This window comes from Rhodococcus sp. 4CII, from assembly GCF_014256275.1.
GTDB classification, from domain to species: domain Bacteria; phylum Actinomycetota; class Actinomycetes; order Mycobacteriales; family Mycobacteriaceae; genus Rhodococcus_F; species Rhodococcus_F wratislaviensis_A.
Genome location: NZ_JACCFE010000002.1, coordinates 6644470 through 6668404 on the forward strand (window position 1 = coordinate 6644470; position 23935 = coordinate 6668404).

The following is a 23935-nucleotide window of genomic DNA, read 5'->3' on the forward strand; positions in this document are numbered from 1 at the left end:
CAACGCCGAGGCGCCGACGATTCTTCCCTGCACGTTCTCAGCCGGTGCGCTCCGTGGCGCGAAACGTGCGGCGGTACGCCTGCGGGGTGGTGTGGCGGAGTCGCAGGAAATGCTGCCGCAGCACCGGGCCGCCGCCGAAGCCGACCCGTTCGGCGATCACGTCGACCGAGAGGTCCGAGTTCTCGAGCAGGTGCTGCGCGGCGAGCACCCGCTGGTCGCTGAGCCACCGGGCGGGTGTGGTCCCGGTCTCGGCCTGGAAGCGCCGCGCGAATGTGCGGGGTGACATGTTGGCCTTGGCGGCCACAGCGGTCACCGACAGATCGAGCGCGAGATGCTCGGTCATCCAGTCGAGCAGCGGTCCGAGGGTGTCGATCGTCGTGGACGGCAGTGGCATCGCCACGTACTGCGCCTGACCGCCGTCCCGGTGCGGCGGGACGACCATGCGCCGCGCGATTCCGTTGGCCACCCTGCTGCCCTGTTCCTTGCGGACGATGTGCAGGCACAGGTCGATGCCGGCGGCCGTGCCCGCGCTGGTCAGGACGGGATCGTCGTCGACGTAGAGGACGTTCGGATCGACGGTGGCCGCCGGGTGGAGGTCGGCGAGCCGCCGGGCGTGCCGCCAGTGGGTGGTGCACTTGCGGCCGTCCAGCAGTCCGGCCGCGCCGAGCACGAACGCGCCGCTGCACAGGCTGGCGACCTTGGCGCCCCGGTCGACCGCAGCCCGGAGTTTGTCGAGGAGGGGGTCCATGCAGGGATCGGGGTCCTTCGCGCAGACGAAGGTGCCGTCCGGCTCGGCGTAGGTTCCGCCCGCGGGGACGACGATGAGGTCGGCGTCGTCGAGTCGGTCCAGGTCGTAGGGGACGTCGATGCCGTATCCGAAGCGGGTGCGGATGGGTTCCGTCGAGCCGGCGACGAGGGAGAAGTCGTAGGTCGGCAGTCCGTCGTCGGATCGGTCGAAGCCGAAGACCTCGCAGGCGACGCCGAGTTCGAACGCCTCGGTGAGCGGCATGAGCGGCACGACGACCTTTTTCAGCACTACGCCAGTATGGCAGAAATATGGCTAACAATGTCTTTTCTGCCACTTTTCCTCCGGGTTCGGTGGAACAAGGCTGAAGACATGACAATCCTGGTCGTGATACTCCTCGTGTTCCTGGCGCTCGACGCGCTGGCGCTCGCCGGCCGCGCGCCCGACACCCACAACGAAGTCATCCAGCACGGGGACTTCCGGTTTTGACAGGGAATCTGGCGGTCCAGTATGCGAGCACGGCGCTCGCCTGGGGTGCGAGTTTCCTGTTCATCAAGGTCGGGCTCGAGGGCCTGTCCTTCACCCAGGTCGTGCTGTGGCGGCTGGTGTTCGGGGCGGTGACCCTCGGTGCAGTTCTCGGGATCACCCGGACCCGGTTGCCGCGCGACGCGGCGACGTGGGCGCACCTGTCGGTGCTGGCGCTCGCGCAGTGCCTGGTGCCGTGGTTGCTGTTCAGCTGGGCCGAGCAGAGCATCAGTTCGGGTCTGGCCAGCATCTACAACGCGACCACACCGCTCATGACGATGTCGGTGGCCCTGGCGTTCCTGCCGGGTGAGAAGCTCACCGACGCAAAGCTGTTCGGCCTCCTGCTCGGATTCACGGGGGTGGTCGTGGTTCTGGCGCCGTGGCAGGCGGGAATCGTCGGCAGCGTTCCCGCTCAGCTCGCGTGCCTGGGGGCCACCGCGTCGTACGGTGTGGCATTGGTCTACCTGCGGCGGTTCATCCTTCCGCGGGGCGTCGGCACACCCACCATCGCGTTCATGCAGGTCTCGATCGCCGCGGCCGCCATGGTCCTGGCCACCCCGTGGGTCGCGAGCACGCCGATGCACCTGACCCCCGCAATCGTCGCGTCGATGATCGGACTGGGGGCGTTCGGAACCGGGCTGGCGTTCGTGTGGAACACGAACGTGGTGCGCGGCTGGGGGCCCACCGCGGCCTCGACCGTCACCTACCTGACGCCGGTGGTCGGAGTCGTGCTGGGCGCGGTCGCCCTCGACGAGCACATCTCGTGGAATCAGCCCGTCGGCGTGCTCGCGGTGATCGCGGGAATCGTCGTGACCCAGCGGTCTTCGCGCAAGGCCGGCGCGACGGTCGCGGCGACGCCGTGATCACGGAGGCGCCGTGACGACCCACTCGCGTTTGGCCTCCCCGTCCCAGCGGCGCACCACCGATGCCCGGCCGATGATGTCACCACCGTCGAGGAGTCGTGCGGCTTCCGGAATCTGATCGGCCGGGAGTCGCCGCGCGAGGGTCACGTGCGGCGTCCATTCGCCGGGGCGGATGTGCGGCGTGATCTCGGTGGCGCGTTCCGCGAGATCGAAGACGCTGCGGTGCAGGGACAGCAGGGCTCTCGACGGCACCACCAGCCGGGACAGTGTGACGTGCCTGCCGCCGAACATCACGAGTCCGCCCAACCTGATGTGGAAGGAGGGCGTCGCGATCCGGCGCCCGAGCAACTCGTCGATCTCCGGTGGTATGTGGCGCGCCACGAACAGGGTGATGTGCGGCCGATTCGATTCGGCGCGAACGCGTGTGCGGCTGGGCATCCCCGCATCCCACAGACGTTGCCACTCGGCGCGCACGGCAACGTCGGTCGCTTCGTCGAACAGCAGTTCCACCGACTGGACCATGGTAGGCAATGATGGCCTCATGAGCGGTGGTACGGCAAACATTTCCGATACCCGGATCGGGGTGCTCCTCGGCGACGGCATCGGTCACGAGATCGTTCCGGCGACCCAGCGGGTGGTCTCGGCGGCGGTGACAGCAGCGGGAGGCGGTGTCGACTGGGTGGAACTGCCTCTCGGCCTGGGCGCCATCGAATCGCACGGAACCCCGATTCCCGACTGCACGCTCGCGGCGCTGGACGAACTCGACGCCTGGATCCTGGGCCCGCACGACAGCGCCGCCTATCCTGAACCGTTCCACGGCCGCCTGACCCCCGGCGGGGTGGTGCGCAAACGATTCGGCCTCTTCGCGAACATCCGGCCCGCGCGCTCGCTCGAGGGCGTCGCCGCGACGGTGCCCGACATGGACCTCGTGATCGTCAGAGAGAACACCGAAGGGCTGTACGCGGACCGGAACATGTTCGCCGGCAGCGGCGAGTTCATGCCGACTCCCGACGTGGCACTGGCCGTCGGCGTCGTGACGAGGACGGCCTGTGAGCGCATCGCGCACACCGCATTCGCGTTGGCGCGCACGCGGGGCCGACACGTCACGATCGTCCACAAGGCCAACGTGTTGTCGATGACCACGGGATTGTTCCGGGACGTGTGCCGCGAGGTGGGGGAGCGGGCCTACCCGGACGTCCGGATCGACGACGAGCACGTCGACGCCATGACCGCGCACCTGGTCCGCAGGGGGCGAGACTTCGACGTCGTGGTGACGGAGAACATGTTCGGCGACATCCTGTCGGATCTGGCGGGTGAGCTGTCCGGCTCGCTCGGCACGGCGCCGTCGATCAACAGTTCCGAGACCAAGGTGATGGCGCAGGCGGCGCACGGAGCCGCCCCCGACATCGCGGGCCACAACCGGGCCAATCCGACAGCCCTGATGCTGTCCGCCGCGATGATGCTGGACCTGCTCGGGGACCGTCGCGCGGACCGTCATCTGGCCGGCGCGGCCCACCGGATCCGCGACGCCGTGCGCGCGACGATCGCCTCCGGAGTCGCCACGGCTGACCTGGGTGGACTCGCATCGACCAGTGAATTCACGGAGACCGTCCTCGCGCGCACACTCCGTCGCTGAAACCGCCGCCATGGGCCGCGGTCGGCCGTTAGTGTTCGGTAACGACATCCGCAGATGTGGGTATCGTGCCCTACCGTTCGACTATTCGGAGTTCGACAGTTCTCCGTCGCCGTAGCTCGCTCGGTGCACCACGATCTTCTGGGAGGACATGCCAGTGTCTGGTCGATCCGTCTTCGCGCGAGGCCGCCTGGCCCGCACCATTTGCGCACTGGCGGGCGGCAGTGCGCTGCTGCTCGCGGGATGTGCCAGTAACACAGAGGGCGGTGGCTCGCCGTCCGGAGACGGCACCGTCGCCGTGGAAGTCGACAAGGTGGATGCGATCGCGGCGACCTTGCCGGAGAAAATCGCCTCGTCCGGCAAGATCATCGTCGGCGTCAATATTCCCTACTCGCCCAACGAGTTCAAGGATCCGAGCGGCAAGATCGTCGGGTTCGACGTCGACCTCGTGGATGCCGTCGGCAAGGTGCTCGGCGTGACGCCGGAGTACACCGAGGCGGATTTCGACAAGATCATCCCGTCGATCCAGGCCGGCAGCTACGACATGGGTATGTCGTCGTTCACCGACACCAAGGAACGCGAGCAGTCCGTCGATTTCACGACGTACTTCAGCGCCGGTGTGCAGTGGGCGCAGCCCGCCGGGAAGTCCGTCGACCCCACCAACGCGTGCGGGCTCCGGGTAGGGGTGCAGACCACCACCATCGAGGATCTCGAGGAAGTGCCTGCCAAGAGTGCGGCCTGCGTCGCGGCCGGTAAGCCACCCATCGAGATCGTGAAGTTCGACAGCCAGGACGACGCCGCCAACGCCGTCGCACTCGGCAAGGTCGACGCGATGTCCGCCGACTCGCCAGTCACCGCGTACGCGATCAAGCAGAGTGACGGCAAGATCGAGGCGGCCGGCGAGGTTTTCGACGCCGCACCCTACGGCTGGCCTGTCGCGAAGGGTTCACCGCTCGCGCAGACCCTTCAGCAGGCGCTGCAGCACCTCATCGACGACGGCACCTACCGCAAGATCGCCGAGAACTGGGGCGTCGAGGCGGGCGTCATCACGACGTCGCAGATCAACGGCGCCACGAGCTGAGCGGTTGACGAGTGTCTGACGTGGAGAAGGCTCCGGAGCGGTCCGGCACCGAGCCGGGCCAGGAACCGGAACCGATCAAGGCGATCCCGTTGCGGCGGCCCGGCCGCTGGATCGCCGCGATCGTCGTCGGTCTGCTGCTGGCGCTATTCGTCAACGGAGCGCGCACCAATGAGGCGTACCGCTGGGACGTCTATGCCCGCTATCTGTTCGATGCACGGATCTCCGCGGCGGCGTGGAACACCATCCAGCTGACGATTCTGTCGATGGCAATCGCCATCGTGCTGGGTGTGATTCTCGCCGTGATGCGGCTGTCGCCGAACCCCGTGCTGAAGGCGGCGTCGTGGGGATACCTGTGGATCTTCCGCGGCACCCCGGTCTACGTGCAGTTGGTGTTCTGGGGACTGTTCCCGTCCATCTACAAACAGCTGGATCTGGGAATCCCGTTCGTGCACCAGTTCGTGCACATCGATCTGCAGGGAATCAACGCGGCCTTCCTGTTCGCGGTGATCGGACTGGGTCTCAACGAGGCCGCGTACATGGCCGAGATCGTCCGAGCCGGCGTGAACTCGGTGGCCGAGGGGCAGACGGAGGCGTCGGTGGCGCTCGGCATGACGTGGTCGCAGACCATGCGCCGCACGGTGCTGCCGCAGGCGATGCGGGTCATCATCCCGCCCACCGGTAACGAGTTGATCAGCATGCTGAAGACGACGTCGCTGGTCACCGCCGTGCCGTACAGCCTCGAGTTGTACGGCCGTGCCAGAGATATCTCGGGCGCCAACTTCCAGCCGATTCCGCTGCTGATGGTGGCCGCCACCTGGTACCTCGCCATCACGAGCCTGCTCATGATCGGCCAGTTCTACCTGGAGCGCTACTACTCGAAGGGGGCATCCCGCAAGCTCACCGCGCGGCAACTGCAGGCGCTCGCCGACGCGCAGGGCAAACCCCTGGTGATCGAACCGGGGCCTGAAACCTTGCCCGACACACCCGGAGGGGAACGACGATGACGCCGATGGTCGTGGCAGACCGGGTCTGCAAGAACTTCGGGGCGTTGAAGGTACTCAAGGGTGTGTCGCTGGAGATCGGCGCCGGCCAGGTCCTGTGCCTGGTCGGACCGTCCGGATCCGGGAAATCGACGTTCCTGCGGTGCATCAACCACCTCGAGCAGGTCAATGCCGGACGGTTGTACGTCGACGGCGAGATCGTCGGATACTCCGAGCGGGGCGGCAAGCTGTACGAACTCCATCCGCGGGCGGCCGCGAAGCAGCGCCGCGAGATCGGGATGGTCTTCCAGCACTTCAACCTGTTCCCGCACCGGACTGCCCTCGAGAACATCATCGAGGCACCCATCCAGGTGAAGAAGCTGAGCAAGAAGAAGGCGCTCGAGCGGGGCCGGGATCTCCTCGATCAGGTCGGTCTCAGCGAGAAGGCGGACGCCTACCCCGCGCAACTGTCGGGTGGCCAGCAGCAGCGCGTCGCGATCGCCCGTGCGCTCGCGATGGACCCGAAGCTGATGCTGTTCGACGAGCCGACGTCCGCCCTCGACCCGGAATTGGTGGGGGAGGTGCTCACCGTGATGAAAGATCTCGCGGCCGGCGGAATGACCATGGTCGTCGTCACCCACGAGATGGGCTTCGCCCGTGAGGTGGCCGACCAGTTGGTGTTCATGGACGGCGGCGTGGTCGTCGAGTCGGGTAACCCCCGGGAGTTGCTGGCCAATCCCCAACACGACCGCACCAAGGCGTTCTTGTCGAAATTGCTGTGATGGCCTTCGGTCTCGTGAGTACTTGTTCAACCGACCGCGGTTACCGAGTGCTCACGGGTTTGCGGCAGCTGAAGATGGCGGTGCCGGGGAAGATCTGCCCGCGCAGCGGGCTCCACTGCCCCCATTCTCGGTCGAGCCATTCGGGCCACTCCGGTTCGATGATGTCGCGCACCTCCAGTCCGGCGGCGACGATCTCGCGCACCCGATCGCCGATGGTCCGGTGGTGTTCGACGTAGGTGGGGACGCCGTCGCCGTCGACCTCCACGTAGGGCGTGCGGTCGAAATAGGGGAGCGAGGCAGTCAGCCCGCGCGGGCCCGGGTCGTCCGGGAAGATCCACCGGATCGGATGGTTGACGGCGAACACCCACAGTCCACCCGGCCGGAGAACCCGAGCGACCTCACGCATCACCTGCTGTGAATCCGCCACGAACGGAACAGCACCAAAAGCCGAACATGCGACGTCGAAGCTCGCGTCGGCAAAGGGGAGGTGTTCGGCTCCCGCATGCACGAGCGGCACCGTCACGCCACCGGCCCGCATGGCCTCGACGCCGCGGGTCAGCATCGACATCGACAGGTCGAGGCCGACGGCCCGGGCACCGCGGCCGGCCAGCCAGCGCGCGCAGGGCGCGGAACCGCAACCCACTTCGAGGACGTCCTTGCCCGCCACGTCACCGAGTAGGTGGTAATCGCCCTCGTGAAGCCCCTCCGGACACCAGATGAACTCGCCCTCGGCCGAGTCGACGCCGAGGAACTCGCCGTGCGTGCGGTGGTAGTCGTCGGCGTCCGCATCCCACCAGGCACGGCTCGCGCGCTCACTGGATTCGGAATCGACGCGGACGCGGCTCACCCCGGTGGTTCCGAGGACGCTGTTGGCGGTGCCGTGACGGTCGTCTTCGGCGGAGAGGGGAGAATCGGACGGGCGGGGATCGGACATGGGCAACAGAGTAGAGCGTGGGGAGGTGCCCGGGTTTGCCCAGCTTGCCCAGGGGCGCGTAGCCTATTGCACGCGAGTGTCTATGTGTGCGGCATCGGATCGGTTCAGTTCGAGTACGTTCGGTTCCAGTCGGGTGTCGTTCATTTCGCTTGCGGTGATCTGATTCGGCGGGAGTGCTTCGTCGGAGCAGGTTGCTTGTCCGACAGAACACCATCAACCGACCACAACCCGTCCGGAGCAACCCAACACATGCCCTCCACCACCGTGACCTCGCCGCAGGTAGCCGTCAACGACATCGGCTCCGCCGAGGACTTCCTCGCCGCCATCGACGCAACGATCAAGTACTTCAACGATGGCGACATCGTCGAAGGCACCATCGTCAAGGTCGATCGTGACGAGGTCCTGCTCGACATCGGTTACAAGACCGAAGGTGTCATCCCTTCCCGTGAGCTCTCCATCAAGCACGACGTCGACCCCAACGAGGTCGTCTCCGTGGGCGATGAGGTCGAAGCTCTCGTCCTCACCAAGGAGGACAAGGAAGGCCGACTGATCCTGTCGAAGAAGCGCGCTCAGTACGAGCGTGCCTGGGGCACCATCGAGGAGCTCAAGGAGAAGGACGAGGCCGTCAAGGGCACCGTCATCGAGGTCGTCAAGGGCGGCCTGATCCTCGACATCGGCCTGCGCGGCTTCCTTCCCGCTTCGCTCGTCGAGATGCGCCGTGTCCGCGACCTCCAGCCGTACGTCGGCAAGGAGATCGAGGCCAAGATCATCGAGCTCGACAAGAACCGCAACAACGTCGTCCTCTCGCGCCGCGCATGGCTCGAGCAGACGCAGTCCGAGGTTCGCAGCGAGTTCCTGCACCAGCTGCAGAAGGGCCAGGTCCGCAAGGGCGTCGTGTCCTCCATCGTCAACTTCGGTGCCTTCGTGGACCTGGGCGGCGTAGACGGCCTGGTGCACGTGTCCGAGCTGTCCTGGAAGCACATCGACCACCCGTCCGAGGTCGTCGAGGTCGGCACCGAGGTCACCGTCGAGGTGCTCGACGTCGACCTGGACCGCGAGCGCGTGTCGCTGTCGCTCAAGGCCACGCAGGAAGACCCGTGGCGTCAGTTCGCCCGCACGCACGCCATCGGCCAGATCGTGCCCGGCAAGGTCACGAAGCTGGTTCCGTTCGGTGCCTTCGTGCGCGTCGAAGAGGGAATCGAAGGCCTCGTCCACATCTCCGAGCTGGCCGAGCGCCACGTGGAGGTCCCGGACCAGGTTGTCGGCGTGAACGACGATGCACTCGTCAAGGTCATCGACATCGACCTCGAGCGTCGCCGGATCTCGCTGTCGCTGAAGCAGGCCAACGAGGACTACAACGCCGAGTTCGATCCGTCCAAGTACGGCATGGCGGACAGCTACGACGAGCAGGGCAACTACATCTTCCCCGAGGGCTTCGATCCCGAGACCAACGAATGGCTCGAGGGTTTCGACAAGCAGCGTGAAGAGTGGGAGAACCGCTACGCCGAGGCTGAGCGTCGCCACAAGATGCACACCGCTCAGATGGAGAAGACCGCTGCAGACGAGGCCGCCGAGGCCGCCACCGCTGCTGCCGGCTACTCCTCCGAGTCGGGTGCCGGCGATGCCGACGCCGCTTCGTCCTCCAGCTCCTCGTCGTCCGAGTCTGCCGGCGGTTCGCTGGCCAGCGACGCACAGCTCGCCGCTCTGCGCGAGAAGCTGTCGGGCAACGCCTAGCAAGTCCGCCTGACTCGTCGGGCACAGCCGAAAACCCCGCTCCTGCACTGCAGGGGCGGGGTTTCGTCGGTTCAAGACCCTGAATATGACTGGGGCCCAACCTCTTCGGAGGTCGGGCCACAGTAGAGGGTGCGTCAGCTCGCGGTTGCGGGAATCCAGTGACCCGACGAGGACTGCACCTCGGTGCGCTTACGCATCGTCGCGAAGCTGTGCCTGCCCTGGCCGATGAGTGCGGTGAGCCAGGTCCGGCGATGCTCGGCGAGCGCGGAGGCCACCTCGGGAATCTCGATGCAATGCACCCCGCCCGCAAAGCCGAGGCGGTGCCGACCGAACTGGTTGCGGTGATCGCGCATGGCGTTCCTCTTCTTCGAGAAGGTGCAGGTCGGTGCGTTCGCTCGAACATAACCGACCGTGCCGGACTTCTGTGGTATTTGGGGCTGGTGAGTCTGCCGGTAGCGATGAGAGCGACGATCGGCACGGGACGTGAGTGCTCGCTGCGCGGTGGATGCAACACTGGGGGACGTGTTGAGAATCGGCCTCACTGGAGGCATAGGAGCCGGCAAGTCCACCGTGTCGAAGGTCCTCGCGGAACTGGGGGCCGTGATCGTCGATGCCGATCTGATCGCGAGGGAGGTCGTCGAACCCGGAACGCCGGGCCTCGCGGCTCTCGTCGAGCGGTTCGGCGAGGAGATCCTGACCGCGGACGGGACGCTGGACCGGCCCGCGCTGGCGGCGCGCGCCTTCGCAGACGACGAGTCCCGGCTGGCACTGAATTCGATAGTCCACCCGCTCGTCGGGGCGCGCACCGCCGAGATGATTGCATCGGCGCCGACGGACGCGATCCTCGTCCAGGACATTCCGCTGCTGGTCGAGGGCGGAATGGGCGCCGCGTTCCACCTGGTTGTCGTCGTGTTCGTCGACGCAGAGGAACGGGTGCAGCGGCTCGTCGGGTCGCGGGGGATGCCCGAGTCCGACGCGCGGGCGCGGATCGCCGCGCAGGCGGACGACGATCGGCGGCGGGCCGCCGCCGACGTCTGGCTGGACAACAGCGGGCCCCCGGGAGCGCTCGAGCCGGAGATCCGCGCGTTGTGGTCGGATCGTCTCGTGCCGTTCGAATCGAACCTCCGCACGGGGACCGCGGTCCGCGTCCTGCCCGAGCTCGCACCGCCGAATCCGCAGTGGCCGGCGCAGGCGGACCGGCTGATCGCCCGGCTGGGTCTCGTCTGCGGCGACCGCGCCGTGCGGATCGACCACATCGGGTCGACGGCCGTCGAGGGACTGCCCGCCAAGGACATCGTCGACCTGCAGGTGACGGTGGCGAACCTGGACGCCGCGGATGCCCTCGCCGACGCACTCGCCGACGCCGGCTTCCCCCGCCTCGCGCACATCACCGCCGACGACCCCAAGCCCGCCTACCAGGGCGGCGAAACCGATCCGGCGTTGTGGGGCAAACGAATCCACGGCGGCGCCGATCCCGGTCGGCCGGTCAACATCCACCTCCGCGTCGACGGGTGGCCGGGGCAGCAGTTCGCGCTCGTGTTCCGCGACTGGCTCCGCGCCGACGCCGACGCCCGCGCCGAATACCGCGAGATCAAGGAGGCCGCAGCGGAGAAGGCGGCCGCGCACACCGACTACAGCGACGCGATCACCGCGTACGTCGACGCGAAGACGCCGTGGTTCGACCGCGCCTACCACCGGGCGTGGGAGTGGGCCGAACGGACCGGGTGGAGCGCATAGGTCACCGCCAGTCGATCGGCATGCCGAGCGACGCCAGCCAGCGTCCGAGGTCGTGACCGTGCGCGGCAATCCCGTCGATCGCCGTGGTCGCGGTGAGGATCGCCTGCTCGGCCGTCGCCGCGTCGAGCAGGCCGGTGCTGTGCGCTTCCATCAGTTCGTCGACGTCGAGAAGTTCGGTGTCACGGCCGGTGCGGATCACCAGATCCAGATAGTGGTCCTCGGACTTCCACACGTCGTCGCCCCGGGTGAAAGTGCCGATGTCGACGTAGTGGTCCTGATCGCGCTGGTGGTAGGGGTGGTAGTGGAAGATCGACGCGCGCAGACCGAGGTCGGGGAGCAGCCACGACTCCAGGTAGTGGAACTGCCGGTGGTCGGAGGTGCGTGCCATGTACAGACCCCACGGCTCGACGCGGTAGTGGTCGACGTGGCGGACGAAACCCTTGGGGTCGGTGTTGGTGTGATCTCGTAGGTCGAAGTACTCGACCTTCGGTGGGTGGATGCCGTGACTCGCGCCTGCCATGGTGGGGAACCTACCGGGATTCTTCAGCCGACGGAGATCGACGGGGAGTTTGTCGGTACCTAGGCCTACCCTGGTTCCATGGCGTTTGCATCCGAGCACCCCGTGGTGGCACATTCCGAGTTCCGTCCCATCGGGGAGATCGAGCGGTCGGACGCACGCTTCGAGGTCGTCAGCGACCATAAACCGGCCGGCGACCAGCCGACGGCGATCGCGGACCTCGAACGCCGCATCAATGCCGGTGAGAAGGATGTGGTCCTGCTCGGCGCCACCGGTACCGGCAAATCCGCGACGACGGCGTGGCTGATCGAGAAGGTGCAGCGGCCCACGTTGGTGATGGCGCCCAACAAGACGCTCGCCGCGCAGTTGGCCAACGAGTTGCGCGACATGCTGCCCCACAACGCCGTCGAGTACTTCGTCTCGTACTACGACTACTACCAGCCCGAGGCGTACATCGCGCAGACCGACACCTACATCGAGAAGGACTCGTCGATCAACGACGACGTCGAGCGGTTGCGGCACTCGGCCACGTCGAGCCTGCTCTCGCGGCGGGACGTGGTCGTGGTGGCGTCCGTGTCCTGCATTTACGGTCTCGGCACTCCGCAGTCGTACCTCGACCGTTCGGTGCAGCTCGAGGTCGGTGTGGAGGTGCCGCGCGACGCCCTGTTGCGGCTGCTGGTCGACGTGCAGTACAACCGCAACGACGTGGCGTTCACCCGCGGATCGTTCCGGGTGCGCGGTGACACAGTCGAGATCATCCCCTCGTACGAGGAACTGGCGGTGCGGATCGAGTTCTTCGGCGACGAGATCGAGGCGCTGTACTACCTGCACCCCCTCACCGGGGACGTCGTGCGGCAGGTCGACTCGGTGCGCATCTTCCCGGCCACGCACTACGTCGCCGGTCCCGAACGGATGGAACGCGCCGTCAAGGACATCGAAGCGGAACTCGAGGAGCGGCTGGCCGACCTCGAGAACAAGGGCAAGCTTCTCGAGGCGCAGCGGCTTCGGATGCGCACCCAGTACGACCTCGAGATGATCAAACAGGTCGGGTTCTGCTCCGGCATCGAGAACTACTCGCGCCACATCGACGGTCGTGGTCCGGGCACGGCGCCCGCGACGCTCATCGACTACTTCCCGGAGGACTTCCTCCTGGTCATCGACGAGTCCCACGTGACGGTCCCGCAGATCGGTGCCATGTACGAGGGGGACATGTCGCGGAAGCGCAACCTCGTCGATTTCGGGTTCCGGTTGCCGTCCGCCACCGACAACCGTCCGCTGACGTGGGAGGAGTTCACCCAGCGCATCGGGCAGACGGTGTACCTGTCGGCCACACCGGGCAAATACGAGCTGGGGCAGGCCGGCGGCGAGTTCGTCGAACAGGTCATCCGCCCGACGGGTCTCGTCGATCCCGAGGTGGTGGTCAAACCGACCAAGGGGCAGATCGACGATCTCGTGCACGAGATCCGCGAGCGCGCCGACCGCGACGAGCGGGTCCTCGTCACCACCTTGACGAAGAAGATGGCGGAAGATCTCACCGACTACCTCCTCGAGCTGGGCATCCGGGTGCGGTACCTGCACTCGGATATCGACACGCTGCGACGTGTCGAACTGCTCCGGCAACTCCGGCTGGGGGAGTACGACGTCCTGGTGGGTATCAACCTGCTGCGTGAGGGTCTCGACCTTCCCGAGGTGTCGTTGGTGGCCATCCTCGACGCCGACAAGGAGGGCTTCCTCCGCAGCTCGACGAGCCTCATCCAGACCATCGGCCGCGCGGCTCGTAACGTCTCCGGCCAGGTCCACATGTACGCCGACAAGATCACCGACTCGATGCGGCACGCGATCGAGGAGACGGAGCGGCGACGCGAGAAGCAGGTGGCCTACAACGAGAAAATGGGCGTCGATCCGCAGCCGCTGCGAAAGAAGATCGCCGACATCCTCGACCAGGTGTACGAGGAGGCGGACGACACGGCGAGCGGCGTCGAGATCGGCGGTTCGGGGCGCAATGCCACCCGCGGTCGCCGCGCCCAGGGGGAGGCGGGACGCTCGGTCAGTGCCGGCGTGTACGAGGGCCGCGACACCAAGTCGATGCCCAGGGCGGAGTTGGCGGATCTGGTCAAGCAGTTGACCGATCAGATGATGAACGCGGCCCGCGATCTGCAGTTCGAACTCGCCGGGCGGCTGCGCGACGAGATCGCCGATCTGAAGAAGGAATTGCGCGGCATGGATGCGGCGGGCCTGAAGTAGCCGCGGGTCTGAAATAGCTGGGACCCGAGGCAGTACGGTCGCAAGTATGGATGCACACACCGCAGGTCGCACGGCTCGGTCCTTGGAGTTACTCCACTCGCTGAGTTATTTCGTCCCCGAGGTCGAGGAGCGCCTGGTCGAGGCAGGTCTGGAACCGGGACGGATGGGCTACTTCGCGGGTCGTTCCGCTCCGATGGGCGCGGTCGGCGCGAGCGTCGTCACTGCCACGTTCTTCAACTTCAGTCCGGCCGTGATCGAGTCGGTCGTTCCGCGCGCCTGGGGTCTGGCCACACCCACAGCCGTCGTCGAGGCGCGGTACCGGGCGGTCGGGGAGGCGTACGTTCGACTGCTCGGTGAATCGGTGACCACTTCGCCGGAGATGGCCGAGGCGGCCGAACTCGCATCGATTGCGGCACGGGGCATCCCGGGTGTCGAGGGCAGACCGCTGTATGCGGGATACGCGGATGTGGAGTGGCCGGACGCACCGCATCTCGCGTTCTGGCATGCGCTCACCTTGCTGCGCGAGTACCGCGGCGACGGCCATGTCGCCGCCCTGCAGACGGCGGGCCTGAGCGGACTCGAATCGCTGATCACGCACACCGCGACAGGATTCGGGTTCCAGAAGAAGTTCGCGATCACCCGCCGCGCCTGGACCCAGGATCAGTGGGATTCGGCATGCGACAGCCTGCGAGACCGGGAGATCCTGGACGCAAGGGGCGAACTCACCGCCGACGGCAAGGAACTGCGGGAACTGGTCGAGGATCTCACCGACGATCTGGCGCTGGCTCCGTGGGCCGCGCTGGGCGAGGACGGGGCGGCCCGGCTCGTCGAACTCGCGACCCCGTGGCGTGACACGATCGTCGCCGACGGGGTGTTCCCCGCCGGTGTGTTCGGTCCCAGGGTCCGCACGTCACTCTGACGCCGATCACAGCCCGTACCCACGCGGAATGTGATCCGTCATGCACTGGGGATATCCCTTGTGGCGTGTGCTGCAAATGCACCTATGCGGGCACCGATACCGCTAGGGTCAGCGCAGTGGCTGCTGGGTCCAGGCACGACGTGCGTCTGACCCCGGCCAAATGACCACCGCAGACATGGAGGAATGAATGAGCGCCTACCGGACCGTTGTCGTCGGAACCGATGGCTCCGAGTCGTCGTTTCTGGCCGTCGAGAAGGCCGCCGCCATCGCGGGGGACGCCGGTGCCAAGCTGATCATCGCCTGCGCGTACTACCCCGCCGACCCGAAGGACGTCGGGCAGGCCGCCGACGCTCTCGGCGACGAGGCATACCAGATCACCGGTTCGGCCCCGACGTACGAGATTCTGCGCACCGCGAAGGAGCGTGCCCACGCCGCCGGTGCCAAAGAGGTCGTGGAACGTGCCGTCGTCGGTGCCCCTGTCGAGTCGCTGCTGAACCTGGTCGACGAGGTCGAGGCCGGCCTGCTGGTGATCGGCAACCGTGGTCTCAACACCCTCACGGGGCGACTCTTGGGCTCGGTGCCGTCCGATGCCGCGCGCAAGTCCACATCCGACGTCCTCATCGTTCACACGGTGCGCTGACGACGAGAGATCAGCAGTAGTTCGCTTCGGCGGCATCGAGATAGACCCGCGCCACCTGTTCGGTGGTGAGACCCTTCTCGGATGTCGCCGAGGCGAACTGCGCCATCGGGGTCAGATGTGCGAGGATGGCCGCCGCGTCGGTGCCCCGGGACAGCTGGCCGCAGATCCCGTTTGCCAGAGCCATGAGCGTGTCGTCGGGTAGTGGTGGGATCCCGGCGTCGGTCAACGACTCCTTGTAGCGCTGACCGCGGGCGTCCAGATGCGACGCGGCGGTGGTGGAGGCAGCCGGAGCCGGTGACGGCGGGTCCGAGGCAACCGCCTCCGAACACGCCGTCAACACGATCGCGGCGAGGACGAGTCCGCACCCGACCAGCCGGGCCCGACCGCCCGGCGTCACGACTGGGTCCCGGCCTCGGCCGGAGCGAGATCGGTCAACACCTCGGGCAACGGCCCGGAATGCAGAACACCGAGTCGTTGCGTCGCGCGGGTCAGGGCCACGTACAGATCATTCATGCCGCGCGGCGACTCGTCCAGGATGTCCTGCGGCTCGGCGATGAGCACCGAGTCGAATTCCAATCCCTTCACATCCCGCACCGTCAGGACACTGACGGAGTCGGATCGCAGGTCGGCGAGGGCCGCGACCAGGTTGTGACCCCCGATCACGACGGTGGTGCCCGGTCCGGCTTCCCTGGACACACAGGTCCGCACGGTATCGGCGAGGTCGTCCTCGGCGACCCGCAGAGCCCACGGCGCGAAGCCGGATTCGCGGACCGAGCGCGGCACGGTCTGTTCGGCGTCGATCTCGGCGAGAACCCGCCGCGCCGTCGTCATGATCTCCGCCGGTGTGCGGTAGTTGACGGTCAGTTCCGTCAGCTTCCACCGTTTCGCCACGTACGGCTCGAGAATGCGCTGCCACGACGACGTTCCCGCCGGGTCGCCGGTCTGCGCCGTGTCCCCGACGAGTGTCATCCACCGATTCGGTATGCGGCGCATGAGCATTCGCCAGGCCATCTCCGAGAGTTCCTGCGCCTCGTCGACGATCACGTGACCGTAGGTCCACGTGCGGTCTCCCGCGGCGCGCTCCGCGGTGGTCTGGTGCTGCCCGACGTCGTGGCGCGCGGCGAGCTGGCCGGCGTCGATCAGGTCGTAGGCCATCAAGATCTCGGGGTCCAGCTCGTCTTCGAGGTCCTGAGGCGCCGAACCCGTCAGGATGTCCAGGGCGCCCTGGGCATCCGCGATCTGGGCCCGCCACTGTCGGCGGGCGCGCTCCCGTTCGGCGGCGTCGTCGACGCCGAGCAGTTCCGCCAGTTCGTCGAGAAGCGGCGCGTCGGCGGCACTGAAGCCGCGCACGACGGGGCGGCGCAACGACTCACGTTGCGCTTCGGTCAGATTCGGGGCGGCATCGAGCAGCCGCTTCGGCGAGGCGTACAGCTCGGCGAGGACCTGCTGCGGCGACAGCTCCGGCCACAGAGCGCTGATCGCCGCCATGATTTCCGGGTCCTCACGCATCTCGTCGCGCATGTCGGCGATGTCGTCCCGGCTCAGCAGGTTGCCGCCGTCGACGACGTTGGCACCCAACGTGTCCGCGAGCTGCTGGGCCAGCGCCTCGATCACGGCCGAGACGAAGATGGGGCGGGCCAGGTTGTGTGGGCGCCGCGACGACCGCGCGCGGCCCCGAGCGCGTGTGACGACCTTACGGTCGAGGGTGATGCGGTAGGTGTCGAACGTCAGTTCGACCGGTCGCGACGGCACTTCCTGCCGATCCCGGACAGCCTTCTTGAGGACGTCCAGCATGTCGAGAGAGCCCTTGATCTCGCCGGCCTCGAGACCGTCCTCGCCGATGGCGCGGACCCCGGGGTACAGATCTCCGATGGTCGACAGCAGCACACCCGTTTCACCGAGTGAGGGCAGCACCTGGCCGATGTAGTCGAGGAAGGTGGCATTGGGGCCGATGATCAGGACGCCGGCCTTCGCGAGCTGCTGGCGGTAGGTGTACAGCAGGTAGGCGGCGCGGTGCAGCGCGACGGCGGTCTTGCCGGTCCCGGGACCCCCCTGGACCACGAGCACGCTCTTGTGCTCGGACCGGATGATCGCGTCCTGCTCACCCTGGATCGTCTCGACGATATCGTTCATCTGACCGGTGCGGGCCGCGTTCAAGGCCGCGAGCAGCGCGCTCTCACCGGCCACGCCGTCCGAGCCGGTGACGGTGCCCGCAGCCTCCGCGGCCGCCAGGTCGAGGTACTCGTCGTTGACGGCCGTCACCCGGCGGCTCCGGGTGCGGATGTGCCGTCGACGGGAGACGCCGTCGGGGGCTGCCGGGGTGGCGAGGTAGAACGGGCGGGCAAGGGGCGCACGCCAATCGAGGAGCATCGTCTCGTAGTCGTTCTCCTCGTCGAGGATCCCGAGTCGACCGATGTAGCGATGTTCGCCGTCGAGGTCGATGCGCCCGAAGCAGAGCCCGTTCTCGGCGGCGTCGTACTTTGCGAGGTCTTCGGTGTAGAGCTGGTTGAACGACTCCCGCTCGCTGCGGGCCTGCGGCGTTCCCCCGGTTTCGAGCAGTACGCGGCTCAGCCGATTCGCCGCGTACTGGCGGAGTCCGTCCAGTCGGGTGTAGAGCATCGTCACATACTGCTGCTCGAGCTCGCGCTCGTCGCGTGACGTGTCCTCGTCGGGCAAGAGGTCTCCTTGACTGGTTCGGCTGCAACCGGATCGGCTGCAAAAGTGCCTGGACAGTCTAGTCGGCCCCGGAGGCGTGCCGCTGACGTCGCAGGTCAGCGGCGATCTCCGGGGCCGATCAGAGCGATTATCCGGCGCCGGTCGACGCCGCGGCTCGGGTCAGTGGGACAGTTCGTCCCGCTTCTCGCGGGCCTTCTCGAGCGCGGTTTCCGCTTGCTTGCGGGCCCGCTTGCTCAGGACCTCGCCGCGTTCTGCGGCGGTGCCGGCCCATTCGCCGCCCTTCTCGCGGGCGGCCTCGGCCAATTCGGGGCCGTGCTCCCTCGCCGCCTCGACGAGTTCCGTGCCGCGTTCCCTCGCCAGTTCGACGAGTTCCGCGCCGCGCTCCCTGGCCACCTCGGCCCACTCGGAGCCGTGTTCCTTGGCGACATCCGCCCATTCGGAGCCGCGTTCCTTGGCGACGTCCGCCCACTCGGGGCCGCGATCCGCCGCGAGCTTCGCGAATTCGGCGCCGCGGTCCTTCGCGACCTCGAGGAGACCGGACCCGCGCTCGGCGGCCTCGCCGGACAGCATGCGGGCCCGCTCCGATGCCGCCGCCAGTACCTCCCCGATCTCGGGACCGTGATGGTCGTGACTCGATCCGAGGGGCAGGGCCTCGGCCACGGTCTCGCGCGCGTGCCGTGCGGCGCGGCGTCCACGCCAGCCGAGGGAGGGCTTCGCCTCCGTGTCGACGGCGGCGATCAACAGCCCGCCGAGCAAGCTGACGTTCTTGAGGAACTGGGTACGCTGAGCCGCCTTTTTCGCCGGGTCGGTCTCGTTCCAGAAGTCGTGCCCCACAACGGTAGTGGGCACGAGGCTGCCTGCGAGCGCGAGCGACGCGAGGCGTGGTGCCTTCCCGGTCGCGAGCAGCACGCCGCCGCCGATCTGCACGGCGGCGTTGATCTTGACCAACGTCTCCGGGTCGGAGGGGATTTTCTGAGTGACGGACTCGGGAAGCGTCTCGGTGGACTTGTCGATCAATGGTGCGGCGGCCTGTGCCTTCTGCGCCGGATTTCGAAGTGCATCGATCCCTCCGCTGATGAAGATCGCGGACAGCAGTGGGCGAGCGATACGACGGACGAGCATTCCTGGCCTCCCAATCTCGAGTTCTCCCGTCTCACACTAACGAGAGTTCTGGGCAGTCGTCGGCGTACGGCGCCGTTGCCGAACCGACGTGCTGCCCATTCACCCCAGTACCCAGGGAGGCCGATCGCCAATCGCAGGCCGTTGGGCGCGCGATCGGCGATCGGGTGTGGTCACCAGCCGCGCTCGCGCCACTCTCCGAGGTGCGGGCGCTCGGCGCCGAGAGTGGTGTCGTCACCGTGACCGGGGTAGACGACGGTGTCGTCGCCGTAGCGGTCGAAGAGCTTGGTTTCGACGTCGGACAGCAGGGACGCGAATGCCTTCGCGTCGGCGGTCTTGCCGACACCGCCGGGGAAGAGGGAATCGCCGGTGAAGAGGTGGGTGCGTCCGCCGTCCGCTTCCGTGAGCGCGAGTGCGATGGAACCGGGGGTGTGGCCGGCGAGGTGGATCACGTCGAGGGTGATGTCACCGACCCCGATGGTGTCGCCGTCGTCGAGAAGCCGGTCGGGACGGACGGGGAGCGCGTCGGCGTCGAGGGGATGGGCGGCGGTGTCGACGCGCGTGGCGGACGCGACGTCCTCGAGCGCCAGCCAGTGGTCACCGTGCTGGTGGGTGGTGACGATCAAGTCGAGGGACGGCGCGTGTTCGCCGATCAGTTGGTTGATGCGGTCCGCCTCGTTGGCGGCGTCGACGAGGACGGATTTTCCGGTGGCGGAACAGACGACCAGGTACACGTTGTTGTCCATGGGGCCGACGGACATCTTCGTGATCGTGGCTCCCGGAACCGTGCGGCGCTGCGGCGCCGAACCGGGGGAGACGTGGCCGGTGTACGAGTCTTCTATCACCATGGGCTGCTCGGTCATGGTGGGGAGGCTACCGTCGAATACAAGCAGGTGAGTGGCAGGGCGGCCATCCGTCGCAGAAAACGTGTCGGTGCCCCCGCTTACCATGGCACGGCCAGAGGGCTCAGCGTTCGTGCGCGCCCTCGGCCGTCGAACAATGAAGGGACTTGGAGTGGCGGATCGCCTGATCGTGCGGGGTGCCCGTGAGCACAATCTGCGAGGGGTCGATCTCGATCTGCCCCGCGACAGCCTGATCGTGTTCACCGGGTTGTCGGGTTCGGGTAAGTCGAGCCTGGCATTCGACACGATCTTCGCCGAGGGCCAGCGACGCTACGTCGAGTCGCTGTCGGCGTACGCGCGCCAGTTCCTCGGTCAGATGGACAAGCCGGACGTCGACTTCATCGAAGGTCTGTCGCCGGCGGTCTCCATCGACCAGAAGTCGACCAACCGCAACCCGCGGTCCACCGTCGGCACCATCACCGAGGTCTACGACTACCTCCGCCTGTTGTATGCGCGGGCGGGCACCGCACACTGCCCGGTGTGCGGCGAGCAGATCGCGCGGCAGACGCCACAGCAGATCGTCGACCAGGTTCTCGACATGGAGGAGGGCACCCGCTTCCAGGTGCTGGCTCCGGTCGTCCGTACCCGCAAGGGTGAATTCGTCGACTTGTTCGACCAGCTCAACATGCAGGGTTACTCGCGCGTGCGCGTGGACGGCGTGGTGCATCCGCTCTCCGATCCGCCGAAGCTCAAGAAGCAGGAGAAGCACGACATCGAGGTCGTCGTCGATCGCCTCACCGTCAAGGCGAGTTCCAAGCAGCGCCTCACCGACTCCGTCGAGACCGCGTTGCGGTTGGCGGAGGGCATCGTCGTCCTGGACTTCGTCGACCGCGAGGAGAACGCCGCCGACCGGGAACGCCGCTTCTCGGAGAAGCTGGCCTGCCCGAACGGTCACGCACTCTCCATCGACGACCTCGAACCCCGCTCGTTCTCGTTCAACTCCCCGTACGGCGCCTGCCCGGAGTGCACCGGTCTCGGAATCCGCAAGGAGGTCGACCCCGACCTCGTGGTCCCCGACCCCGAACTGTCGCTGGGGGACGGCGCCATCGCACCCTGGTCGATGGGGCAGAGTTCCGAGTACTTCGGCCGTCTGCTGTCCGGTCTCGGCGACATCCTCGGCTTCGACATGAAGACGCCGTGGAACAAGCTCCCCGCGAAGGCACGCCGGGCGATCCTCGAGGGCAGTGAGGAGCAGGTCCACGTCCGGTACAAGAACCGGTACGGGCGTACCCGTTCCTACTACGCCGAGTTCGAGGGCGTCATGCCTTTCCTGCACCGCCGGCTCGAACAGACCGAGTCGGACCAGATGAAGGAACGCTACGACGGCTACATGCGCGACACGCCGTGTCCCGCGTGCGGCGGTGCTCGTCTGCGCCCCGAGATCCTGTCGGTCACCATCGCGAGCGAGAAGTTCGGGATGAAGTCGATCGCCGAGGTCTGCGAACTGTCGATCTCCGACTGCGCCGACTTCCTCAACAGCCTCACGCTGGGCAGCCGTGAGGAGGCCATCGCCGGTCAGGTGCTCAAGGAAGTGCAGGCCCGCCTCGGGTTCCTGCTCGACGTCGGCCTCGAATACCTGTCGCTCGCCCGCGCCGCCGGGACACTGTCCGGTGGTGAGGCGCAGCGCATCCGTCTCGCCACGCAGATCGGTTCCGGCCTGGTGGGTGTCCTGTACGTGCTGGACGAGCCGTCGATCGGTCTGCATCAGCGCGACAACCGGCGTCTCATCGAGACCCTCACACGCCTGCGCGACCTCGGGAACACGCTCATCGTGGTCGAGCACGACGAAGACACGATCCGCACGTCCGACTGGGTGGTCGACATCGGACCGCTCGCCGGTGAGCACGGCGGAAAGGTCGTCCACAGCGGGCCGTACCAGGAACTGCTCGACTGCGAGGAATCCTTGACCGGCGCCTACCTGTCGGGCCGCAGTCACATCGAGATTCCCGCGATCCGCCGTCCGGTCGACCGCAAGCGGCAGGTCACGGTGATCGGTGCGCGCGAACACAACCTCGGGGGCATCGACGTCAGCTTCCCGCTGGGCGTGCTCACGTCGGTGACCGGCGTGTCCGGGTCGGGTAAGTCGACGCTCGTCAACGACATCCTCGCGACGGTGATGGCGAACAAACTCAACGGCGCCCGCCAGGTGCCGGGCCGGCACACCCGCGTCAACGGGCTCGACCACCTGGACAAACTCGTGCAGGTCGACCAGTCACCGATCGGCCGCACCCCGCGTTCCAACGCGGCCACCTACACGGGGGTGTTCGACAAGATCCGCACCCTGTTCGCCGCCACCACGGAATCCAAGGTGCGTGGCTACCAGCCGGGCCGGTTCTCGTTCAACGTCAAGGGCGGCCGGTGCGAGGCCTGTTCCGGTGACGGCACGCTGAAGATCGAGATGAACTTCCTTCCCGACGTATACGTGCCGTGCGAGGTGTGCCACGGCGCTCGGTACAACCGCGAGACGCTCGAGGTCCATTACAAGGGCAAGACCATCGCCGAGGTGCTGGACATGCCGATCGAGGAGGCAGCGGAGTTCTTCGAGCCCATCACTTCGATTCACCGGTATCTCAAGACCCTGGTCGAGGTCGGTCTCGGATACGTGCGGCTCGGTCAGCCCGCGCCGACACTGTCCGGTGGCGAGGCCCAGCGCGTGAAGCTCGCCGCCGAACTGCAGAAGCGGTCGACAGGCCGCACCGTGTACATCCTCGACGAGCCCACGACGGGTCTGCACTTCGAGGACATCCGCAAGTTGCTGGGTGTCGTCAACGGGTTGGTCGACAAGGGCAACACGGTGATCGTGATCGAGCACAACCTCGACGTCATCAAGACTTCCGATTGGGTCGTGGACATGGGTCCCGAGGGCGGGTCCGGCGGCGGAACCGTTGTGGCGCAAGGAACCCCGGAGGAGGTGGCGCAGGTGCCGGAGAGCTACACGGGGCGGTTCCTCGAGAGTGTCCTCGCGGTGCCGGCGCCAACCGGCACCAAGTCCAAGGCGGCCAAGTCGTCGACGGCGCGGAAGGGCGCGACGGCGAAGAAGACGGCCGCGGCCTCGGCGGCACCGCGCAAGCGGGCTCCGAAGAAGGCCGCGGCCGTCAGCTGAGTTCGGTCAGTTAGTGGCGGCCGCGTCGATCGCGCTCGCCAGATCTGCCGGCCGCGACCACATCGGCCAGTGGCCGGTCGGCAGATCGACGTAGTCGACGTTCGCGATCTGCGCGAGTTCGGCGACCATCGGGTGGCCGGCCTCCGCCATCTGCCGGATGGCGTCCGACGGGAAGCTGGTGCAGATCACCGTGCTCGGCACGTCCAGACGGCCGGCGTCGCGCAGGTCGAGCGTGTCCCGCGCCGGACCGGCCGGTTGGGGCACCGCCCGGCTTCGGAACATCGTGAGCGTGGCATCGTCCAGACCGCCCAGGCTGCTGCCTTCGGCCTCGAGTTCGGACCAGGACGGAAGCGGGATCTCGGTGACCGCAGGATCGAGGTCGTCGCGAAGTGCGGTGCCGTTCTGCAACGGCCCGGAGTCGACGTAGACCAGCCGGGCCGGTCGGCCGGCCACCCGGTCGCTCGCGGCGTAGGCCACCGGACCGGCGCCGCTGTGTGCGACCACGACCGCACGCTCCGACGGCGGCGTCGCGGCGACCGCGTCGACGACGGCGGAGACGTGGTCGTCGAGCCGGATGCCGCGACGATCGGTGTCGACCGAGTCGAGACCGGGCAGGGTCGGCGTCGAGACGTGGTGGCCGCGGCCGGCGAGGTCGGATGCCACCGACTCCCAGGCCCACGCACCGAGCCAGAATCCGGGAACCAGAATGACGTGTGTGGTCGAACTGCCGGGTACTTCGTGTGTCGGAGTCATGAGACAACGATGAACCGGCAACGGTGACATCAGCATGTCACCGTGTAT

Annotated in this window: 21 protein-coding genes; 11 read left to right on the top strand and 10 right to left on the bottom strand. The window is 67.3% G+C overall.

Going from position 1 to position 23935, the window contains the following annotated elements; translation table 11 throughout:
- Window positions 1-37 precede the first annotated feature (37 nt).
- Window positions 38-1036, bottom strand: coding sequence for a helix-turn-helix domain-containing protein (locus H0B43_RS31620; protein ID WP_185724334.1), 999 nt, complete (start codon window positions 1034-1036; stop codon window positions 38-40).
- 194 nt (window positions 1037-1230) lie between these two features.
- Here H0B43_RS31620 and H0B43_RS31625 point away from each other — a divergent pair, with 194 nt between their 5' ends.
- Window positions 1231-2133: a DMT family transporter gene (locus tag H0B43_RS31625; RefSeq protein ID WP_185724333.1), complete on the top strand. Its 903-nt coding sequence runs from the start codon at window positions 1231-1233 to the stop codon at window positions 2131-2133.
- Here H0B43_RS31625 and H0B43_RS31630 read toward each other — a convergent pair whose 3' ends face one another.
- Window positions 2134-2655, bottom strand: coding sequence for a 2'-5' RNA ligase family protein (locus H0B43_RS31630; protein WP_185724332.1), 522 nt, complete (start codon window positions 2653-2655; stop codon window positions 2134-2136).
- Window positions 2656-2674: 19 nt separating this feature from the next.
- Here H0B43_RS31630 and H0B43_RS31635 point away from each other — a divergent pair, with 19 nt between their 5' ends.
- The 4 genes from H0B43_RS31635 (at window position 2675) to H0B43_RS31650 (ending at window position 6609) form a co-directional block, all read left to right on the top strand.
- Window positions 2675-3769: an isocitrate/isopropylmalate dehydrogenase family protein gene (locus H0B43_RS31635; RefSeq protein WP_185724331.1), complete on the top strand. Its 1095-nt coding sequence runs from the start codon at window positions 2675-2677 to the stop codon at window positions 3767-3769.
- A 148-nt stretch (window positions 3770-3917) separates the two neighbouring features.
- Complete coding sequence (locus H0B43_RS31640) at window positions 3918-4847, top strand: ABC transporter substrate-binding protein (RefSeq protein ID WP_185724330.1); 930 nt, start codon at window positions 3918-3920, stop codon at window positions 4845-4847.
- 20 nt (window positions 4848-4867) lie between these two features.
- A complete protein-coding gene (locus tag H0B43_RS31645; protein WP_185729732.1) occupies window positions 4868-5851 on the top strand; it encodes an amino acid ABC transporter permease in 984 nt (327 codons plus the stop codon).
- Entirely contained in the window at window positions 5848-6609 is a 762-nt protein-coding gene (locus H0B43_RS31650) for an amino acid ABC transporter ATP-binding protein (RefSeq protein WP_282555424.1), read from the top strand. The genes H0B43_RS31645 and H0B43_RS31650 overlap by 4 nt, the downstream gene beginning before the upstream one ends.
- 40 nt (window positions 6610-6649) lie before the next feature.
- On the opposite strand, the gene H0B43_RS31655 is transcribed toward H0B43_RS31650, so the two are convergent.
- The gene (locus tag H0B43_RS31655; protein ID WP_185724328.1) at window positions 6650-7543 is read right to left on the bottom strand and encodes a class I SAM-dependent methyltransferase; all 894 of its coding nucleotides are present in this window, start codon (window positions 7541-7543) and stop codon (window positions 6650-6652) included.
- A 249-nt stretch (window positions 7544-7792) separates the two neighbouring features.
- On the opposite strand from H0B43_RS31655, the gene rpsA reads away from it, so the two are divergent.
- Window positions 7793-9277, top strand: a complete 1485-nt coding sequence (gene rpsA, locus H0B43_RS31660) for a 30S ribosomal protein S1 (RefSeq protein WP_012687956.1) — start codon at window positions 7793-7795, stop codon at window positions 9275-9277.
- A 134-nt stretch (window positions 9278-9411) separates the two neighbouring features.
- Here rpsA and H0B43_RS31665 read toward each other — a convergent pair whose 3' ends face one another.
- Window positions 9412-9630 (bottom strand): hypothetical protein, encoded by a 219-nt coding sequence (locus H0B43_RS31665; RefSeq protein ID WP_185724327.1) that lies wholly within the window; start codon window positions 9628-9630, stop codon window positions 9412-9414.
- 169 nt (window positions 9631-9799) lie between these two features.
- Here H0B43_RS31665 and coaE point away from each other — a divergent pair, with 169 nt between their 5' ends.
- A complete protein-coding gene (coaE, locus tag H0B43_RS31670) occupies window positions 9800-11014 on the top strand; it encodes a dephospho-CoA kinase (RefSeq protein ID WP_185724326.1) in 1215 nt (404 codons plus the stop codon).
- Window position 11015: 1 nt separating this feature from the next.
- On the opposite strand, the gene H0B43_RS31675 is transcribed toward coaE, so the two are convergent.
- The gene (locus H0B43_RS31675) at window positions 11016-11534 is read right to left on the bottom strand and encodes a DUF402 domain-containing protein (protein WP_185724325.1); all 519 of its coding nucleotides are present in this window, start codon (window positions 11532-11534) and stop codon (window positions 11016-11018) included.
- Between the two features lie 78 nt (window positions 11535-11612).
- On the opposite strand from H0B43_RS31675, the gene uvrB reads away from it, so the two are divergent.
- From uvrB to H0B43_RS31690, 3 genes are all read left to right on the top strand, one after another.
- A complete protein-coding gene (gene uvrB / locus H0B43_RS31680; protein WP_185724324.1) occupies window positions 11613-13775 on the top strand; it encodes an excinuclease ABC subunit UvrB in 2163 nt (720 codons plus the stop codon).
- A 46-nt stretch (window positions 13776-13821) separates the two neighbouring features.
- Window positions 13822-14694, top strand: a complete 873-nt coding sequence (locus H0B43_RS31685) for an SCO6745 family protein (protein WP_185724323.1) — start codon at window positions 13822-13824, stop codon at window positions 14692-14694.
- A gap of 187 nt (window positions 14695-14881) precedes the next feature.
- Complete coding sequence (locus H0B43_RS31690) at window positions 14882-15334, top strand: universal stress protein (protein WP_005247414.1); 453 nt, start codon at window positions 14882-14884, stop codon at window positions 15332-15334.
- 10 nt (window positions 15335-15344) lie between these two features.
- Here the strand turns inward: H0B43_RS31690 and H0B43_RS31695 are convergent, their stop codons facing one another.
- From H0B43_RS31695 to H0B43_RS31710, 4 genes are all read right to left on the bottom strand, one after another.
- On the bottom strand, window positions 15345-15731 hold the full coding sequence (locus H0B43_RS31695; RefSeq protein WP_185724322.1) for a DUF732 domain-containing protein: 387 nt from the start codon (window positions 15729-15731) through the stop codon (window positions 15345-15347).
- Entirely contained in the window at window positions 15728-18010 is a 2283-nt protein-coding gene (locus H0B43_RS31700) for an ATP-binding domain-containing protein (RefSeq protein ID WP_185724321.1), read from the bottom strand. The genes H0B43_RS31695 and H0B43_RS31700 overlap by 4 nt, the downstream gene beginning before the upstream one ends.
- Before the next feature lie 159 nt (window positions 18011-18169).
- Complete coding sequence (locus tag H0B43_RS31705) at window positions 18170-19132, bottom strand: DoxX family protein (RefSeq protein ID WP_185724320.1); 963 nt, start codon at window positions 19130-19132, stop codon at window positions 18170-18172.
- 170 nt (window positions 19133-19302) lie between these two features.
- On the bottom strand, window positions 19303-19992 hold the full coding sequence (locus H0B43_RS31710) for an MBL fold metallo-hydrolase (protein WP_185724319.1): 690 nt from the start codon (window positions 19990-19992) through the stop codon (window positions 19303-19305).
- 151 nt (window positions 19993-20143) lie between these two features.
- On the opposite strand from H0B43_RS31710, the gene uvrA reads away from it, so the two are divergent.
- Window positions 20144-23134: an excinuclease ABC subunit UvrA gene (gene uvrA, locus H0B43_RS31715; protein ID WP_185724318.1), complete on the top strand. Its 2991-nt coding sequence runs from the start codon at window positions 20144-20146 to the stop codon at window positions 23132-23134.
- Between the two features lie 6 nt (window positions 23135-23140).
- Here uvrA and H0B43_RS31720 read toward each other — a convergent pair whose 3' ends face one another.
- The gene (locus H0B43_RS31720) at window positions 23141-23887 is read right to left on the bottom strand and encodes an alpha/beta fold hydrolase (protein WP_185724317.1); all 747 of its coding nucleotides are present in this window, start codon (window positions 23885-23887) and stop codon (window positions 23141-23143) included.
- Window positions 23888-23935: the final 48 nt, after the last annotated feature.

Excerpts from the sequence above, each read along its gene's own strand:
- H0B43_RS31690 (WP_005247414.1), top strand. The coding sequence starts at position 14,882 with ATGAGCGCCTACCGGACCGTTGTCGTCGGAACCGATGGCTCCGAGTCG.
- H0B43_RS31630 (WP_185724332.1), bottom strand. The coding sequence starts at position 2,655 with ATGGTCCAGTCGGTGGAACTGCTGTTCGACGAAGCGACCGACGTTGCC.
- H0B43_RS31640 (WP_185724330.1), top strand. The coding sequence starts at position 3,918 with ATGCCAGTGTCTGGTCGATCCGTCTTCGCGCGAGGCCGCCTGGCCCGC.
- H0B43_RS31705 (WP_185724320.1), bottom strand. The coding sequence starts at position 19,132 with ATGCTCGTCCGTCGTATCGCTCGCCCACTGCTGTCCGCGATCTTCATC.
- H0B43_RS31710 (WP_185724319.1), bottom strand. The coding sequence starts at position 19,992 with ATGACCGAGCAGCCCATGGTGATAGAAGACTCGTACACCGGCCACGTC.
- H0B43_RS31720 (WP_185724317.1), bottom strand. The coding sequence starts at position 23,887 with ATGACTCCGACACACGAAGTACCCGGCAGTTCGACCACACACGTCATT.
- rpsA (WP_012687956.1), top strand. The coding sequence starts at position 7,793 with ATGCCCTCCACCACCGTGACCTCGCCGCAGGTAGCCGTCAACGACATC.
- H0B43_RS31655 (WP_185724328.1), bottom strand. The coding sequence starts at position 7,543 with ATGTCCGATCCCCGCCCGTCCGATTCTCCCCTCTCCGCCGAAGACGAC.
- H0B43_RS31675 (WP_185724325.1), bottom strand. The coding sequence starts at position 11,534 with ATGGCAGGCGCGAGTCACGGCATCCACCCACCGAAGGTCGAGTACTTC.
- H0B43_RS31665 (WP_185724327.1), bottom strand. The coding sequence starts at position 9,630 with ATGCGCGATCACCGCAACCAGTTCGGTCGGCACCGCCTCGGCTTTGCG.
- H0B43_RS31635 (WP_185724331.1), top strand. The coding sequence starts at position 2,675 with ATGAGCGGTGGTACGGCAAACATTTCCGATACCCGGATCGGGGTGCTC.
- H0B43_RS31650 (WP_282555424.1), top strand. The coding sequence starts at position 5,848 with ATGACGCCGATGGTCGTGGCAGACCGGGTCTGCAAGAACTTCGGGGCG.
- H0B43_RS31685 (WP_185724323.1), top strand. The coding sequence starts at position 13,822 with ATGGATGCACACACCGCAGGTCGCACGGCTCGGTCCTTGGAGTTACTC.
- uvrB (WP_185724324.1), top strand. The coding sequence starts at position 11,613 with ATGGCGTTTGCATCCGAGCACCCCGTGGTGGCACATTCCGAGTTCCGT.